The organism is Methylibium rhizosphaerae (assembly GCF_006386545.1).
Lineage (GTDB): Bacteria > Pseudomonadota > Gammaproteobacteria > Burkholderiales > Burkholderiaceae_C > Pseudorivibacter > Pseudorivibacter rhizosphaerae.
The window spans coordinates 1-15,824 of record NZ_SWAR01000047.1 but is presented as its reverse complement, the minus strand read 5'-3'; the positions used below and the strand labels follow the sequence as shown (position 1 = coordinate 15,824).

Genomic DNA, 15,824 nt, shown 5'->3' with positions numbered 1-15,824 from the left:
ATGACGAACGGCGCGGTCGGCCTCGACACGTCAGCCGGCGTGGTGTTCGAGCCGGGCGCCGTGGTCGACGGCTTCGTGCTCGGCGAACGCCTCCACCAGGGCGGCATGGCCACGCTGTGGAGCGTCACGCACCCCCAGCACGACCTGCCGATGCTGATGAAGACGCCCCACCTGCGCGACGGCGACGATGCCTCGGCCATCGTCGGCTTCGAGGTCGAGCAGATGATCCTGCCGCGGCTGCAGGGCCCGCACGTGCCGCGCTTCATCGCCCGCGGCGACTACACGCGCCGCCCCTACCTCGTGATGGAACGCATCGCCGGCGAGTCGCTGCGGCCTCGGCTCGATGCCGCGCCGCTGCCGCTGGCGGAGGTGGTCGACATCGGCGTGCGCGTCGCGCAGGCGCTGCACGAGCTGCACCGGCAGCACGTCATCCACCTCGACGTGAAGCCGAGCAACGTGATGTTCCGCCCGAGCGGCGAGGCGGTCCTGATCGACTTCGGCCTGTCCCACCACGACCAGCTGCCCGACCTGCTGGACGAGGAGTTCCTGCTGCCGCTGGGCACCGGCCCCTACATGTCGCCCGAACAGGTGCAGTTCGTGCGCGACGAGCCGCGCAGCGACCTGTTCTCCCTGGGCGTGATGCTCTACCACCTGCTCACCGGCGAGCGGCCGTTCGGCGCGCCCACCAGCGTTCGCGGGCTGCGCGAGCGGCTCTACACCGAGCCTGTGCCGCCGCGGGCGCTGCGGCCCGACTGCCCGCCGTGGCTGCAGGAGGTCGTGCTGCGCTGCCTGGAGGTGCAGGCCGAGCGCCGCTATGCCACCGCGGCGCACCTGGCCTTCGACCTGCAGAACCCGGCGGAGGTCGAACTGACCCCGCGCGCCGAACGCCTGCAGGCGGCCAGCCGCTGGAGCCGCATGAAGCGCTGGTGGCAGGCCGCGGGCGCCGAGCCGGTACGGCAGCAGGCCGTCCAGACGCAGGTCGAGCGCAACCCGGTGGTCATGGCGGCGGTGGACACCTCGGCGTCGCCGCAGCTTTCGGCGGCGCTGCGTGACAACGCGCTGCGGCTGCTCGGCGGCCTGCCGTCGGCGCGGCTCGCCTGCGTGAGCGTGCTCAAGACCAACCTCATCGGCATGGACGAGACCGTCGATGCGCAGGGCCGCCACCTGCACATGCAGCGCCTCATCGAGCTCAAGCACTGGGCGCACGGCCTGCGCGAGGCACTCGGCTGGCGCGAGGACCACCGCGTGACCTGCCAGGTGCTGGAGTCGCCCGACATCGCCGGCGCGCTGCTGGGCTACGCACAGCGCAACCAGGTGGACCACATCATCATCGGGGCGCGCGGCGCCTCCACCCTGCGGCGCTACCTGGGCAGCGTGTCTTCCGAGGTGTCGGCGGCGGCCGAATGCACCGTCACCGTCGTGCGCGCAGCACACGATCCCGACAGGGGCTCCGCGCCATGAACCCGTGCCTCACCTGCGGCGCCTGCTGCGCCAGCTTCCGGGTGGACTTCGCCCGCGACGAGCTGCAAAGCCAAGGCGGCCACGTGCCCGACGGCCTTGCGGTCGAGGTGACCGAGTCGACCTGCCGCATGCGAGGCACCGACCACGCACGCCCCCGCTGTGCCGCGCTGGTGGGCACCGTGGGCGAACGCGCCGGCTGCGGCATCTACGAATGGCGCCCCGGACCGTGCCGCGAGTTCGGCATGCTGGCGCCACTGGGCCGTGGCGACGAGGCCTGCGATCGCGCCCGTGCGCGCCATGGGTTGCCGCCGCTCACTCAACCGGTGTAGTCGCCCGCAACGGATCAGTTTCCAAGCGCTTTTTCGTTGCCAGGCGCAGCTGTCATCTGTTTTCTTTCCTCGTGCTCATATTTATGTAACCATTCGCCGTCACTTCTTTTTGACTGCCGCGGCACACCGTCATCGTTTTTCGCGAACCGCAGGCGTATTTCGTAACATGCAGATCGGCTTCAAAGCTTTGGAGGCTCAGTTCGGCATCGCTCCGGTGCAGCCCTTACGGGTGGCATCCGTCATTGGCAGGACGCGCAGCAGCCGAGAGTCGGCGGAACTCATCCAGAACCAGTTCCCAAGCGTCTACCGTCCGGAGGACACATTCGCCGGGCACTTCGAGTTCGGCCTGAAGTACGAGGAGATCCACCTCGAATTCTTTGCGCGACTGTTCGCCGCCTCCGGGCCTGCCCCGCTCGAGCAGTGGTGCCGAGCAGAACCGTTCGGGCAGTACGCACGCCGCGCCGGCTTTCTCTACGAGTGGCTCACCGGGCAGCGGCTGGACGTCCCGGACCTCGCCGGAGGAACGTACGTCGACGCGCTGCCGAGCGACGCCTACCTGACGAGCGTCCATGCCATTCGCGACCGGCGCTGGCGCATCAACAACAACTTGCCGGGGACCCCTGCGTTCTGCCCCGTGATCCGTCGCACGGAGCCCCTGCGACAGGCGCTGCAATTCGACCCGGCCGGGGCGATCGCGGAACTTGATCGCCAGTTCGGTGAAGACGTGTTGATGCGTGCCGCAACCTGGCTCACGTTCAAGGAGTCACGAGCAAGCTTCCTGATCGAGCGCGAGGCCGACCAGACCGACCGCATCAAACGGTTCGCGCATGTCATGGCCGAGCACTGCGGCAAGCTTGAAGAGCCACTGAGCCACGACAGTCTCACCGCGCTCCAGACAGGCATCCTTGGCGAGACAGTGCTTCGCCGCGGCCTGCGCCGATCTCCGGTCTTCGTGGGCCAGGCCACGATTCGCGAGGACATCGTTCACTACATCGGCCCGCACTTCGCTGCGCTCGATGCGATGCTGGACGGCCTCAGGGCGTTCGAACGAGCGACTCGCGGCCGGGAAGCCTTGGCGCGAGCGGCTGCCATCGCCTTCGGCTTCGTCTACATCCATCCCATGAGCGACGGCAACGGGCGCATCCACCGCTTCCTCATCAACGACACATTGCAGCGAGACAGGGCCATTCCGGCCGGGGTGATCCTCCCGATATCGGCAACCATCACCGCAGTACGTGAGTTTGGCCACGGGTACGACCGGGCGCTCGAGCTCTTTTCGCGTCCGTTCATGCGGCGATACGACACGGCCTGCCGATTCGGCGAAATGCTCACGTGCGAAGACGGGGTACGGTCGAACCTCGTGTTCGACGCCTACGAAGACGCCAGCTTTGCCTGGCGCCATCCGGATCTCACGGAGCATGTGATCTACACGGCCCAGCTCGTGGCCCACACGATTCGCCACGAGATGGCCGACGAAGCGCGCGTTCTGGTGCGTTTCCAGCTCGCCCAGCAACGCATCAAGGAGGTGCTGGAGATGCCCGATGCGGACGCCGTTCGCATGATCCGTTCCATCAAGGAAGGTGGCTGGGGGGTCTCGGGCAAGCTCTTGAAAGAGTATCCGGTACTGCTCGACAAGGCGCTGGCCCTTCGACTCGTCGAGGCCGTGCAGTCCGCGTTCGAGGACCGGGATCCAGTGCCCATCATCGAGTGATCGGGCCGCACGCTGACAGCGTACAGCGCCCACGGCTAACCCCGTTTCCACACGTCCACCGTTTCAGCAGGCAACGATGCCCGCCGGCACCGCCCGCCTGACCGACTGAACGAAGAAAGGACGCCACCCATGCCCTCTCACTCCACACCGATACGCGGCCTTGCCGCGTTGATCGCTGCCGCCCTGGTCGCCTGCTCGACTTCCGACATGCGGGGCGACGGCAGCCCGGCGAACACGCCGCCGGTCGCCGAAAGCAGGGTCGCGGCCGCAGCCGAAGCGCGCCGCGACGAAAGCGAGCGCACCCGGCGCGAGGCCTCGGCCAAGGAGGCCCGTACCTCGCCGCTGTCGCAAGCCCATCAGGCGCCTGCTGCGACACCGGCCATCACCGGGGGCATCGCGATCGCACCGCCCGCCCCGGCCATGGAGCGCGACGCAAGCTACACCGGCATCACCACGCGCGCAGCACCGGCCCATCCCGTCCGGCGCGTGGCACAAGCGCCGGTGTCGACCTTCTCGATCGACGTGGACACCGGCTCCTACAGCAGCGTGCGCGGCCTCGTGCGCCGCGGCGCCTCGGTGCCGGCGGCGGCGGTGCGTGCCGAGGAGATGCTCAACTACTTCAGCTATGACGACCCGCGCCCGGAGGCGCTGGGCTCCAAGCTGCCGTTCGCGGTGCGCACCGAACTCGCGCCCAGCCCCTGGAAGGCCGGCAACCACCTGCTGCGCATCGGCATCCAGGCCGCCGACCCGGCGCAGGACACGCTGCCGCCGGCCAACCTGGTGCTGCTGATCGACGTGTCGGGCTCGATGAACATCCCGCAGAGCCTGCCGCTGGTGAAGGAGGCGATGCTGGCCTTCGTGGAGCAATTGCGCGAGCAGGACCGCGTCGCCATCGTCACCTATGCGGGCAGCACCCGGGTGGCGCTGCCGTCCACGCCCGGCCACGAGAAGACCCGCATCCGGGAGGCGATCGAAGCCCTGCAGGCCGGCGGCAGCACGGCCGGTGCCTCGGGCCTGCGGCTGGCCTACCAGCAGGCGCGCCAGGGCTACATCCAGGGCGGCATCAACCGCATCCTGCTGGCCACCGACGGCGACTTCAACGTCGGCGTCACCAACATCGACCAGCTCAAGGAGATCGTCGCGGCCGAGCGCAGGAGCGGCATCGGGCTGTCCACCTTGGGCGTGGGCCATGCGAGCTACAACGACGCGCTGATGGAAGCGGTGGCCGACGTGGGCGACGGCAAGTATTCCTTCCTTGACACCGTGGCCGAGGCGCGCAAGGTGCTGGTGCACGAGTTCCGCTCCACGCTGGCCACGGTGGCCGCAGACGTGAAGCTGCAGCTCGAGTTCAACCCGGCGGTGGTGAAGGAATACCGGCTCATCGGGTACGACAACCGTGCGCTGCGCGAGGAAGACTTCGCCAACGACCGCGTCGATGCCGGCGACATCGGTGCCGGCCACCATGTGACGGCGCTCTACGAGGTCACGCTGCAGGGCCAGGCCGGCCTGCTGCCGCAGCGGCGCTATCCGGCCAACCGCATCGAGGCCGCAGCCGCTGGCAGGACGAACGAGCTGGCCTGGCTGCGCATTCGCTACAAGGCCCCGGGCAGCGACACCAGCGCGCTGATCGAGCAGCCGGTCGACGCCAAGCCCGAGGCCTTCGAGCAGGCCTCGACCGACCTGCGCTTCGCCGCCGCGGTGGCCGGCTATGCGCAGGTGCTGGCCGGCAGTGCCTACACCGGCCGCTGGACGCTCGACGACAGCGCCAGGCTCGCTGCCGCATCGCTGGGCCGCGACCCGCACGGCCAGCGTGCCGAGTTCGTGGCGCTGGTGCGAGAAACCTCGGCGCTGCTGGCCCGGCGCGGCGGCAACGACACGCCCCCGATCGCCGAATTTGCTGCGCCCCCGAGCCGGTGAGATCGGAGAACTATCGGAACTCGCGCGGTCGTTGGAATTAACCGACACCACGACCCAAAAGCCGGTGCTACGGTGCCGGCCATGAAAAAGCTCTGGGACATTTCGCCCCCCGTCAGCGAGGCCTCGCCGGTGTTCCCCGGCGACACGGCCTACCAGCAGCGCTTCGTGGCGACCATCGGGCCCGGCTGCCCGGTCAACGTGAGCGCCATCACGCTGACGCCGCACGTGGGCGCGCATGCCGACGCACCGCTGCACTACGACGACGCCGGCGCCGCCATCGGCGCAGTGGACCTCGCGCCCTACCTGGGGCGGTGCCGGGTGATCCACTGCATCGGCCGCGGACCGCTCGTCGAGTGGCATCACATCGAGCATGCGCTCGAAGATCTGCCGCCCCGGGTGCTCGTGCGCACCTACCTGCATGCACCGCTCGACCGCTTCGACACGCAGCTCGCCGCGTATGCACCCGCCGCCCTCGAACGCCTGGCCGACCTGGGCGTGCGCCTGGTCGGCATCGACACCGCCAGCATCGACCCGGCCGACAGCAAGACGCTCGACAGCCACCAGGTGATCCGCCGGCGCGACGTGCGCGTGCTCGAGAACCTCGTGCTCGACGAGGTGCCCGAAGGCGACTATGAGCTGATCGCCCTGCCCCTGAAGCTCGTGACCTGCGACGCAAGCCCCGTGCGGGCTGTCCTTCGAGAACTCTGATGACCACCACAAGACAAGACTGCCTGGCGCGCGACGCCGCCGACCCCTTGCGCGAGCTGCGCGACCTGTTCGACCTGCCCGAGGGCACGATCTACCTCGACGGCAACTCGCTGGGCGTGATGCCGAGAGCCACGCCGCAACGCGTGGCGCAGGTGGTGCAGGACGAATGGGGCCGCGACCTCATCAAGAGCTGGAACACGGCCGGCTGGATCCACCTGCCGCAACGCGTGGGCGACAAGATCGCGCAGCTGGTGGGCGCCGGCCCCGGCGAGCTGGTGGTGGCCGATTCCACCTCGGTGAACCTGTTCAAGGTGCTGACCGCGGCGCTGCGCATCACCGACGAGGACGCGCCCGAGCGCAACGTGATCGTCTCGGAGCGCAGCAACTTCCCCACCGACCTCTACATCGCCGAGGGCCTGGCCCGCTCGCAGGGCTACGAGCTCGTGCTGGTGGAGCCCGACGAGATCGCCGCGCACCTGAACGAGCGCCTCGCCGTGCTGATGCTCACCCAGGTGAACTACCGCACCGGCCGCGTGCACGACATGGCCGCCCTCACCGCCGCGGCCCACCGGGCCGGTGCGCTGGTGGTGTGGGACCTGTGCCATTCGGCCGGTGCCATCCCGGTCGACCTGACAGGCGCGGACGCCGACTTCGCGGTGGGCTGCGGCTACAAGTACCTGAACGGCGGCCCGGGGGCTCCGGCCTTCGTGTGGGCCCACCCGCGCCATGCCGGCCGATTCTGGCAGCCGCTGTCGGGCTGGATGGGTCATGCCGAACCGTTCGAGTTCACGCCGGAGTACCGGCCGGCCACCGGCATCACCCGCTACCTGTGCGGCACGCCGCCGGTCATTTCGCTAGCGGCGCTGGAATGCGGCGTCGATACGCTGCTGGCCGCGCAGCCGCTGGGAGGGCTGGCCGCCCTGCGCCGCAAGTCCATCGCGCTCACCGAGCTGTTCATCGAGCTGGTCGAGTCGCGCTGCCAGGGTCACGGCCTTTCCCTCGCTTCACCGCGCGACGCCGGCATCCGCGGCAGCCAGGTGTGCTTCGCGCACGAGAGCGGCGGCTATGCCATGGTGCAGGCGCTCATCGCCCGCGGCGTGATCGGCGACTTCCGTGCGCCCGACGTGCTGCGCTTCGGCTTCACGCCGCTGTACACCAGCCACGCCGACGTGTGGGATGCGGTGGAGCACTTCGTGCAGGTGCTCGAGAAAGAGGAGTGGCGCGAAGCCCGCTTCAACCAGCGCGCCGCCGTGACCTGACGCAGCCACCCGAAGACATGAACCCGAACAAGACCTCCGAACAGATCGTCCACGACGAGAAGGCCCAGCTCGACTTCTCGAAGGACATGAGCTACGGCGACTACCTGCAGCTCGACCAGATCCTTTCCGCGCAGAAGCCGCTGTCGCCCGAGCACAACGAGATGCTCTTCATCGTGCAGCACCAGACCTCGGAACTCTGGATGAAGCTGATGCTCCACGAGCTGCGCGCCGCCATCGCCGCGGTGGCGAACGACGAGCTGCCGCCAGCCTTCAAGATGCTGGCGCGCGTGTCGAAGATCATGGAACAGTTGGTGCATGCCTGGGACGTGCTGGCCACGATGACGCCGCCGGAGTATTCGGCCATCCGGCCCTATCTCAGCAACAGCAGCGGCTTCCAGAGCTGGCAATACCGTTGTGTCGAGTTCGCCCTGGGCAACAAGAACGCCGCGATGCTCAAGCCCCATGCGCACAGCGCGCTGCGGCTGGCGGAGGTGCAGGCCGCCTACGAGGCCCCCTCGCTGTACGACGAGTCGCTGCGCCTGCTGGCCCGCCGCGGGCTGCCGGTGCCGGCCACCCACACGCAGCGCGACTGGACCCAGCCCTATGCCGAAAGCACCGAAGTCGAGCAGGCCTGGCTCACCGTGTACCGCAACCCCGAGCAGCACTGGGACCTCTACCAGCTGGGCGAGGAGCTCACCGACCTGGAAGACGCCTTCCGGCTGTGGCGCTTCCGCCATGTGACCACGGTGGAGCGGGTCATCGGCTTCAAGCGCGGCACCGGCGGCACCTCCGGCGTGGGCTACCTGCGCAAGATGCTCGACGTGGTGCTGTTCCCTGAGATCTGGAAGCTGCGAACCGACCTGTAGCGCGGCCCCGCGTTCAACCCGGCACGAAAACCCTGCGCGTGGACGTATCCTCGCGGCTTATGTACGCGCAGTTCTTCGGTCTCCAGCACGAGCCCTTCTCCATCGCGCCCGACCCTCGCTACCTGTTCATGAGCGAGCGGCACCGCGAGGCGCTCGCCCATCTGCTGTACGGCCTGCGCGGCGGCGGCGGTTTCGTGCTGCTGTCCGGCGAGATCGGCGCGGGCAAGACCACCGTGTGCCGCTGCTTCCTGGAGAAGATCCCCAAGCGCTGCAACGTCGCCTACATCTTCAACCCCAAGCTCACGGTCGAGGAGCTGCTCAAGAGCATCTGCGACGAGTTCCGCATCCCGGTGCACCACGACGGCCCGGGCGTCGCCACCATCAAGGACTACCTCGACCCGCTCAACGAGTTCCTGCTCAAGACCCATGCGGTCGGGCAGAACAACGTGCTCATCATCGACGAGGCGCAGAACCTCTCGGCCGACGTGCTGGAGCAGCTGCGGCTGCTCACCAACCTCGAGACCAACGAACGCAAGCTGCTGCAGATCATCCTGATCGGCCAGCCCGAGCTGCGCACCATGCTCGCGCGGCCCGAGCTCGAGCAGCTGGCACAGCGGGTGATCGCCCGGTTCCACCTCGAAGCGCTCTCCGAGCGGGAAACCGCGCAGTACGTGCGCCACCGCCTGGGGGTGGCCGGCCTCACCACCTCCATGCCCTTCGACCGCCAGGCCCGGCAGCGCATCCACCAGCTGTCGCGCGGCATTCCACGGCGCATCAACCTGCTGTGCGATCGGGCGCTGCTGGGCGCCTACGCAAGCGGGCGCAACCGGGTCGATCGCGAAGTGGTCGAAAAGGCCGCCAGGGAAGTCTTCGGCATCGTCGAGCCGCCGCCGGCCGCACCCGCCTGGGCGGCTTTCGGCTACGGCCGCATCGCAGCCCTGGGCGGGCTGGGCCTCGTGGCCGGCGCGGCGCTGTTAGGCATCGTGAGCTGGGCCATGGACCGCGGCACGGCCCCAGGCAGCGCGGCCGTCGCGAATGCGGCACCGGCTGCTGCTGCGGCTTCGGCAGCCGCGTCGGCCGTCGCGGCTTCAGCGTCCGCCGTGGTGCGGCCGACGGTGGCAGTGGCAGTGGCAGTGGCTGCGGCCAGCGCGGTGCCGGTGGCGGCCTCCGCCGTGCCTGCCGCCGCCGGCTCGGCGCCCGCATCGACGTTCAAGCCGCAGCAGCGCGACGAGAAGGAAGCCTGGCGTGAACTGGCTTCGTTGTGGCAGCTGCCGCTGGCCGCCGGCGAACCGGCCCCGTGCGAGGCCGTGGCGCGCCGGCAGCTGCAGTGTTTCAGGGGCAGCGGCGGCCTGGCGCTGGTGCGCCAGCTCGACCGCCCGGGCATCCTCACCCTGCGCGACGAGCAGGACAAGCCGGTCTACGTGCTGCTCACCGGCCTCACCAAACAGAGCGCGACCCTGCGCAGCGGCGGCGTCTCGCACACGCTGCCGCTCAGTTCGCTGGCCAGCGTGTGGCGCGGAGAGTTCGCCACGCTGTGGCGTACGCCGCCGGCCTGGGCCCGCAAGATCGCCGACGGCGACTCGGGCCCGGCCGCTCAATGGCTGGCCACCCGTCTGGCACGCTTCGAAGGCCAGCCCGCGCCTGCGACCGGCCAGGCCGTGATGGATGCCGCGATGAAGGCCCGCCTGCACACCTTCCAGCTCGCGCAGGGGCTCCGGCCCGACGGCGTGGCCGGCCCCGTGACCTTGATGCTGCTCAACCGCGCGACCGGCGTCGAAGAGCCGCAGCTGCAGGTCGAGACGGCCTCGAACTGACGCACGAGAGATCCCGCATGTCCTACATCCTCGATGCCTTGAGACGGGCCGACTCTGAACGCGAGCGCGGCGCGGTGCCCGGCATCCATGCGCAGCCGGTGCCGGCCGTGGCCGACGATGCCGACACCGATGGCGAGACGGGGCGGCGTGGCACGCCGACGATCGTCTGGTTGGTGGTGGTCCTGCTGCTGGCCCTGATCGCCTGGCTGCTGTGGCAGCTGCTCGGCCGTGCTGAACCGCATCCCGGGCCGCTTGCGCCGGCCGTTGCCGCGGCGCCGTTGCCGGCGGCACAACCGCCTGCGGCGCTATCCCCCCCGGCTACCCCGCAGCCCCAGCCGCCGCAAGGCGCCGCGGTCGCGCCCGCGCTGGAGCCGGCACCGCCGCTGCGGCTGGCTGCCGAGCCGCCGGCGCCGCAGCCGCATCATCCCAAGGCCGCTGCAGCCACCGCCGCGCCCCCCGCACCGGCGTCTGCGCAGCAGCCCGCCGATGCAGGCGGCGGCCGCATCCATGCCCGGCACGAACTGCCAGGCCACATCCAGCGCGAGCTGCCGCAGTTGACGATCGGCGGATCGGTGTATTCGGAAGACCCGGCCAGGCGCTTCGTCGTCATCAACGGCTCGATCGTCCACGAGGGCGACAAGCCGCTGCCCGGCCTGGTGCTCGAACAGATCAAGCTCAAGTCGGCGGTGCTGCGCTACAAGGACTACCGCTACGAGATCGGGTACTGAGCGCCCCGGCCACGCCCAGCGCTCGCGCAGATGACGGTGTCGCCGCATGGCGACGCACCGACCGCACGATCCGTCGCCATGCGGCGACGCATTGCGACATCAGTGCGGCATGCGGCACGCAAAACTACAACGGATGCGAGTTGTCACGGTGCCCGTGTCATCCAATGCCGGATAACGTCCGTTGTGCCTGAGCCGACACCGGCAAGAGGTTTGCACCATGCCCAAGACACCGCCCACCGACCTGCCTCCGAGCAAGGACCAGCGCTTCGAGCCCATGCCGGACAAGGGCCGCAAGTTCGAGCCGTTCTACATTCCCGCGATCGGCAGTGACCGCCGCAGCATGGCGCGCGCGCGCCAGCTCGACCAGAAGCGCTGAGGCAGCGCATCGCGGCGGGCCGTTCGCCCGCCGCCACGGCCTCCACTCCCCCTCTTCCTGTTCCCTCGGCGTAGCATGGCCCGGCCATGCTGATGCGCCGCACGCCCGCACCGCCGCTCGATGCCCTGATCGAATGCCTGTGGCATGTCGAGCGCGATCCCAAGCCGCATGCACGCGAGCGGGTGCTGCCTACCGGGCGGGTGGACCTGGTGATCCACCTGGCCGGCGAACACATCACCCGCTACGCCGATGCCACCGACCGCCACGGGACCCGCTGGCCGGCGATGCTGGCCACCGGTGCCGGGACACGCCACTTCGTCATCGACACGTCTCGCCGCTCGCTCGCGGTGGGGGTGCATTTCCGCGCGGGCGGCGCCGCGGCGCTGCTCGGCCTGCCTGCCGGCGAACTGGCGGAGCAGTCGGTGGCCCTGGAAGACTTGTGGGGTGCCGAGGCGCGCCGGCTGCGCGAGCAACTGCTGGCCGCGGCGTCACCGCAGCAGCGGCTCGACCGCCTGGAAGCTGCGCTGCGCGCACGGCTCGACCCGCGGGCGCTGCCCGACGCTGCCGTGCGGCAGGCCCTGCGCGCCCTGCATGCGAGCGGGGGCGGCGCCCGCATCGCATCGCTGCAGGCCGCGAGCGGCCTCTCGGCCGCCCGCTTCATCGCCGGCTTCAACGCCAGCGTGGGCCTCACGCCGAAGCGCTATGCACGCGTGCTGCGTTTCCGCAGGGTGCTCAAGGCCGCCGCGTGCGAACACATCACCCACTGGGCCGAGCTGGCCGCCGACGCCGGATACCACGACCAGGCCCACCTGGTGCACGAGTTCCGAGCACTGTCGGGCCTGGCTCCCTCGCAATACCGCCCCGCCGCCCCGGCCCAGCCCTCGCACGTTCCCAGTGACTGATCACTGGTCACTGAAAAACGCAACCAGTTCGGCGATGGTCAGCATCGGGAAGTCGTGCAGCTTCGCGAAGCGTTCGACATCGCTGCCGCGGGCCATGGTGCCGTCCGGGTTCATGAGTTCGCACAGCACCGCGGCCGGTTTCAGCCCGGCCAGCCTGACGAGATCCACCGCGCCTTCGGTGTGGCCACGCCGCTCGAGCACGCCGCCCGGCGCCGCGCGCAGCGGGAACACATGTCCCGGGCTCACCAGGTCGGCGGGTCTCGCATCGTCGGCGATGGCCGCGCGAATGGTGGTCACCCGGTCGGCCGCGCTGACGCCGGTGCTCACGCCTTCGCGCGCCTCGATCGACACGGTGAAGGCCGTGCCGTAGCGGCTGCCGTTGTGGGTCACCATCGGCACGAGGCCGAGCCGGCGGATGTGCTCGTCGGGCAGGCACAGGCACACGATGCCGCTGCATTCGCGGATCAGCATGGCCATGGAGGCGCGGGTGAGCCGGTCGGCCGCGACGATGAGGTCGGCCTCGTTCTCACGGTCGTCGTCGTCCAGCAGCACGACGGCGCGGCCCTGCTGCAGGGCCTGTACCGCACGTCGCAGCGGTGGGGGGAGGTTGCGGTGCGAAACCGCCTGGGGAACAGCAAGAGTTGCAGACATTGAAACGCTCCTCGCGATCACAAAGGTTGGCGAAAAACGTTTCAGGGCGCGCGTGGGCGCCATTGCGCGCGCACGCACGGCATCCGCCGCCCGAGCGTTGGCAAGGGGCACCCCAGCACATCTTCTTTCATCCGGACTGTGACCGTCGGCCCTGGCATCTCACCAGGTCTGCTGACCTCCGGACGCATGGCGCATCCGGAGCGCTCGCGGGCTTCGTTGCGCGGGGCAACTTACCGCCGGTGGGGAATTTCGCCCCGCCCTGAAGACGTGTGCCGGCGAAGACGCCGGCGGCCGCATCGTAGCCGCGGCCGGGCCGCCCTGCTGTCGCCGGGGCGTCAAAAAAATCTACAAGACGGCCGCCTGCCCGCCCGCTAGCCTGCGCAACGGACTTTCATCACAGGAGACCCGACGATGCCCGCCCCCGTGATCCATGAAGTGTTTTCCTACCTCTGCGTGCGCGACACCGCCGCGGCGATCCGTTTCTACGAGCAGGCCTTCGGCGCCACCGAACGCTTCCGCCTCACCGAGCCGAGCGGGCGCATCGGCCATGCCGAGCTGCAGCTCGGACCGGCCGTGCTGATGCTGTGCGACGAGTTTCCCGAGTACGGCATCCGCGCCCCTGCCGAAGGCGGCCACCACCCGCACGTCATCCACCTGCACCTGGACAACGCCGACGCGGCCGCCGAACGGGCCATCGCTGCCGGCGCGACGATGGTGCGGCCGCCCGCCGACGAGTTCTACGGCGAACGCTCCTGCCGCATCCGCGACCCGTTCGGGCATGAATGGCTGCTGGGCCATTCGATCGAGGAGGTGACGCCCGAAGAAATGCAGCGGCGCTACACGGCGCTGCTCACTGCGACCTGAACACCGCCTCGATGCGCTGCAGCAGCGCCGGCTGCCGCACCGGCATGCCGGCCGCGAGGAAGGCGAAGTTGTCGGCCATCGTCTCTTCCGGGTGGATCACGTAGCCGGTGTTGCCGCCCAGGCGGTCCATGTAGGCGCGGGTCAGCGCAGGCGAGGCGGTCGCCAGCTTGCCGTCGGCCGTGCGGCGTGCACGGCTGCCGCCGCCCTCGGACACCACCTCGACCAGCATGAGTTCCATCACGTCGAAGAAGGTCTCGCCGGCCTCGAACCTCACCGGCCGCTTGGCCACCAGGACGGGCATGAGCCAGACGTCGCCGCCGCCTTCGGCACGCGGCAGGCGCATGGCATGCCGGTGATGCGGTGCGTCCGGGTTGACGATGCGCACTGCCTGCAGCTCCTGCGGCCAGATGAATTCCGGCGCCGGCTCGAAACCGATGAGCGCATACAGGCGCGTGGCCAGCACCGGCGAACGGCGCGACATCACATGGAACAGCTCGTGCGCCAGCAGGTAGTCCAGCCCCTGTTCGCCCGGCGGCAGCGCCCGGGCCGGCAGCATCACCGCGTCGCCGCGCGTGTGCGGTGCGCCGGCGCTTTCGCTGCCGTCGGTCTTGATGAGCAGCACCTGCCTGGGCAGCGGCACGCCGAGCGCCTCGAACCGCGGCGCCAGCCGGCGGGCCGAGGCTTCGATGCGCGAGGCTTCCTCGCGCGTCCACGCCAGCGCCGCGCGGCTCAGCAGGGCCTGCAGCGCCGCCTCGGTGTCGGGCTTGCGGCCGCGCAGCAGCGCGGCCCGGTGCCAGTCGCTGCACAGCTGCAGCCATTCGTCGCGCGCACCCAGCGCAGCAGCCCCCTCCTCCACGCTGGCCAGCCGCAGGCTGGCGCCGCCGGCAAAGGCGATGTCTGCGGCAGATGCCGGGCGGGCGGCCACGCAGGCCAGGGCCGCCAGCAGCAGCAGGCCCCGCCACAGGCCGGCGATGGGGACACGACGCATGGAGAGCTCCTTCCGCAACCGGCACTCGACATCGAGCGGCCGCGACCATAACACCGCTGGACTTTGCCGCCTCGCGGCCTAAGCTCAAGGAGCCGGCCGCTGCACTCGCGGCCGGACTCTCTCCTGCAAAGGCATCCCGTGCCGCCGCAAGGCCTCGCGGCGGCGGGAGGACGGTTCGAGGGGCTCTGTTGGAACCGAGGAGGGACCCATGGCGACCTATGTCGTGCTCTGCAACTTCACCGAACAGGGCATCCGCAACGTCAAGGAAACCACACACCGCGCCGAGGCCGTGGAGGCGGCCGCCCGCAAGGCTGGCATCACGATGAAGAGCGTGCTGTGGACGCTGGGCAACTACGACGTCGTGTGCACCTTCGACGCGCCCGACGACAAGGCGATGACGGCGTTCGGCCTGGGCATCGGTCAGGCCGGCAACATCCGCACGCAGACCCTGCGGGCGTTCTCCCGCGACGAGATGAACGAGATCCTCGGCCGCGTGGCGTAGGCGCCTGGCCGGCATCGGCTATCGTGAGCGCCCATCTGCCCGAGATCGCGCTCACGATGAACCGCCTTCACGCCCTCAAGACCGCCACCTCCCTCGCTGTTCTGCTGCTGGGGTTCGCAACCACCCCCTGCGGCGCCGCCGAACTCAACGTCAGCCTCACCCACGTGCCGCTCACCCAGGAGCAGGCGCGCCAGGCGGTGAACAAGGCCCTGCCGCCGGAGTTCGACCGCAGCTTCAGCCCCAAGGCCTATGCGGTGCACGTGCTGGCCGACCGCCACCAGGCGGCCGATGGCCGCGAAGCCGTGTACGTGCTGATGGGCCTGCAGCGCCGGCTGCCCGACGGCCGCGCCCTGCAGGAGCACACCTACCTGTCGAGCATGCAGTTCCTGAACCCGGGGCTCACCGACGCCGACCGCCGCGGCATCGTCGAGGCGGTGCTCACGCAGACTGCCCGGGGTTTTGCCAAGTCGATGATGGACAACGCGGCGCGGGTGCGCTGAGGACCTGGCAGCGGAGAAGGACCCCGGGGAGACGACCGCCTCCCAGTGACCGCGGCCTGACAGCGAAAGAGCCAGCACACCGGTCGTTCCCGAGGAAAGTTTGCGGCCACCTCGCACGAACGGTTTAGGGCCTGTTAACGCTATTTGGAGCCTCACGCTTGGGTCCCTGGGGGCGCAGGCCTAGGCGCCGCCGAGGCGGTGTGCTCACTGCACACAACGAGGCGGCAACGACGGCATGCGCCCCCAGG

16 protein-coding genes and 1 riboswitch are annotated in these 15,824 nt (G+C 69.8%); of the genes, 14 read left to right on the top strand and 2 right to left on the bottom strand.

Annotation, left to right across the window (positions count from 1 at the left end; all coding sequences use genetic code 11):
- The 11 genes from E8D38_RS23945 (at position 1) to E8D38_RS23900 (ending at position 12,071) form a co-directional block, all read left to right on the top strand.
- A complete protein-coding gene (locus E8D38_RS23945) occupies positions 1-1,461 on the top strand; it encodes a serine/threonine protein kinase (protein WP_140636409.1) in 1,461 nt (486 codons plus the stop codon).
- Positions 1,458-1,790, top strand: a complete 333-nt coding sequence (locus E8D38_RS23940) for a YkgJ family cysteine cluster protein (RefSeq protein ID WP_140636407.1) — start codon at positions 1,458-1,460, stop codon at positions 1,788-1,790. Before E8D38_RS23945 ends, E8D38_RS23940 begins: the two co-directional genes overlap by 4 nt.
- 166 nt (positions 1,791-1,956) lie before the next feature.
- Complete coding sequence (locus E8D38_RS23935; RefSeq protein WP_140636405.1) at positions 1,957-3,501, top strand: Fic family protein; 1,545 nt, start codon at positions 1,957-1,959, stop codon at positions 3,499-3,501.
- Positions 3,502-3,630: 129 nt separating this feature from the next.
- A complete protein-coding gene (locus tag E8D38_RS23930) occupies positions 3,631-5,418 on the top strand; it encodes a vWA domain-containing protein (RefSeq protein ID WP_246099633.1) in 1,788 nt (595 codons plus the stop codon).
- A gap of 81 nt (positions 5,419-5,499) precedes the next feature.
- Positions 5,500-6,126: an arylformamidase gene (gene kynB / locus E8D38_RS23925; protein ID WP_140636403.1), complete on the top strand. Its 627-nt coding sequence runs from the start codon at positions 5,500-5,502 to the stop codon at positions 6,124-6,126.
- Positions 6,126-7,385: a kynureninase gene (gene kynU, locus E8D38_RS23920; RefSeq protein ID WP_140636401.1), complete on the top strand. Its 1,260-nt coding sequence runs from the start codon at positions 6,126-6,128 to the stop codon at positions 7,383-7,385. Before kynB ends, kynU begins: the two co-directional genes overlap by 1 nt.
- 17 nt (positions 7,386-7,402) lie before the next feature.
- Entirely contained in the window at positions 7,403-8,251 is an 849-nt protein-coding gene (gene kynA / locus E8D38_RS23915) for a tryptophan 2,3-dioxygenase (protein ID WP_140636399.1), read from the top strand.
- Positions 8,252-8,310: 59 nt separating this feature from the next.
- Entirely contained in the window at positions 8,311-10,065 is a 1,755-nt protein-coding gene (locus tag E8D38_RS23910) for an ExeA family protein (protein WP_140636464.1), read from the top strand.
- Between the two features lie 17 nt (positions 10,066-10,082).
- Positions 10,083-10,793, top strand: a complete 711-nt coding sequence (locus E8D38_RS23905; protein WP_140636397.1) for a general secretion pathway protein GspB — start codon at positions 10,083-10,085, stop codon at positions 10,791-10,793.
- 217 nt (positions 10,794-11,010) lie between these two features.
- Positions 11,011-11,169, top strand: coding sequence for a hypothetical protein (locus E8D38_RS28440; RefSeq protein ID WP_181179394.1), 159 nt, complete (start codon positions 11,011-11,013; stop codon positions 11,167-11,169).
- 86 nt (positions 11,170-11,255) lie between these two features.
- Positions 11,256-12,071 carry a helix-turn-helix domain-containing protein gene (locus tag E8D38_RS23900; RefSeq protein ID WP_140636396.1) on the top strand — a complete coding sequence of 272 codons (816 nt, stop codon included), beginning with the start codon at positions 11,256-11,258 and terminating at the stop codon, positions 12,069-12,071.
- Here E8D38_RS23900 and ribB read toward each other — a convergent pair whose 3' ends face one another.
- Positions 12,072-12,722 carry a 3,4-dihydroxy-2-butanone-4-phosphate synthase gene (gene ribB, locus E8D38_RS23895; RefSeq protein ID WP_246099632.1) on the bottom strand — a complete coding sequence of 217 codons (651 nt, stop codon included), beginning with the start codon at positions 12,720-12,722 and terminating at the stop codon, positions 12,072-12,074. It lies immediately after the preceding gene.
- Between the two features lie 115 nt (positions 12,723-12,837).
- Positions 12,838-12,993, bottom strand: a riboswitch (FMN riboswitch).
- A 140-nt stretch (positions 12,994-13,133) separates the two neighbouring features.
- On the opposite strand from ribB, the gene E8D38_RS23890 reads away from it, so the two are divergent.
- Entirely contained in the window at positions 13,134-13,586 is a 453-nt protein-coding gene (locus E8D38_RS23890; RefSeq protein ID WP_140636392.1) for a VOC family protein, read from the top strand.
- Here E8D38_RS23890 and E8D38_RS23885 read toward each other — a convergent pair.
- Positions 13,573-14,574 (bottom strand): hypothetical protein, encoded by a 1,002-nt coding sequence (locus tag E8D38_RS23885; RefSeq protein ID WP_140636389.1) that lies wholly within the window; start codon positions 14,572-14,574, stop codon positions 13,573-13,575. The two genes, E8D38_RS23890 and E8D38_RS23885, sit on opposite strands and share 14 nt — an antisense overlap.
- A gap of 208 nt (positions 14,575-14,782) precedes the next feature.
- Between E8D38_RS23885 and E8D38_RS23880 the strand changes: the two genes are divergently transcribed.
- On the top strand, positions 14,783-15,076 hold the full coding sequence (locus E8D38_RS23880; RefSeq protein ID WP_140636387.1) for a GYD domain-containing protein: 294 nt from the start codon (positions 14,783-14,785) through the stop codon (positions 15,074-15,076).
- A gap of 23 nt (positions 15,077-15,099) precedes the next feature.
- A complete protein-coding gene (locus E8D38_RS23875; RefSeq protein ID WP_140636385.1) occupies positions 15,100-15,576 on the top strand; it encodes a hypothetical protein in 477 nt (158 codons plus the stop codon).
- Positions 15,577-15,824: the final 248 nt, after the last annotated feature.

Coding starts and splice junctions, on each gene's coding strand:
- E8D38_RS23945 (WP_140636409.1), top strand. CDS start 1: ATGACGAACGGCGCGGTCGGCCTCGACACGTCAGCCGGCGTGGTGTTC.
- E8D38_RS23940 (WP_140636407.1), top strand. CDS start 1,458: ATGAACCCGTGCCTCACCTGCGGCGCCTGCTGCGCCAGCTTCCGGGTG.
- E8D38_RS23935 (WP_140636405.1), top strand. CDS start 1,957: ATGCAGATCGGCTTCAAAGCTTTGGAGGCTCAGTTCGGCATCGCTCCG.
- E8D38_RS23930 (WP_246099633.1), top strand. CDS start 3,631: ATGCCCTCTCACTCCACACCGATACGCGGCCTTGCCGCGTTGATCGCT.
- kynB (WP_140636403.1), top strand. CDS start 5,500: ATGAAAAAGCTCTGGGACATTTCGCCCCCCGTCAGCGAGGCCTCGCCG.
- kynU (WP_140636401.1), top strand. CDS start 6,126: ATGACCACCACAAGACAAGACTGCCTGGCGCGCGACGCCGCCGACCCC.
- kynA (WP_140636399.1), top strand. CDS start 7,403: ATGAACCCGAACAAGACCTCCGAACAGATCGTCCACGACGAGAAGGCC.
- E8D38_RS23910 (WP_140636464.1), top strand. CDS start 8,311: ATGTACGCGCAGTTCTTCGGTCTCCAGCACGAGCCCTTCTCCATCGCG.
- E8D38_RS23905 (WP_140636397.1), top strand. CDS start 10,083: ATGTCCTACATCCTCGATGCCTTGAGACGGGCCGACTCTGAACGCGAG.
- E8D38_RS28440 (WP_181179394.1), top strand. CDS start 11,011: ATGCCCAAGACACCGCCCACCGACCTGCCTCCGAGCAAGGACCAGCGC.
- E8D38_RS23900 (WP_140636396.1), top strand. CDS start 11,256: ATGCTGATGCGCCGCACGCCCGCACCGCCGCTCGATGCCCTGATCGAA.
- ribB (WP_246099632.1), bottom strand. CDS start 12,722: ATGTCTGCAACTCTTGCTGTTCCCCAGGCGGTTTCGCACCGCAACCTC.
- E8D38_RS23890 (WP_140636392.1), top strand. CDS start 13,134: ATGCCCGCCCCCGTGATCCATGAAGTGTTTTCCTACCTCTGCGTGCGC.
- E8D38_RS23885 (WP_140636389.1), bottom strand. CDS start 14,574: ATGCGTCGTGTCCCCATCGCCGGCCTGTGGCGGGGCCTGCTGCTGCTG.
- E8D38_RS23880 (WP_140636387.1), top strand. CDS start 14,783: ATGGCGACCTATGTCGTGCTCTGCAACTTCACCGAACAGGGCATCCGC.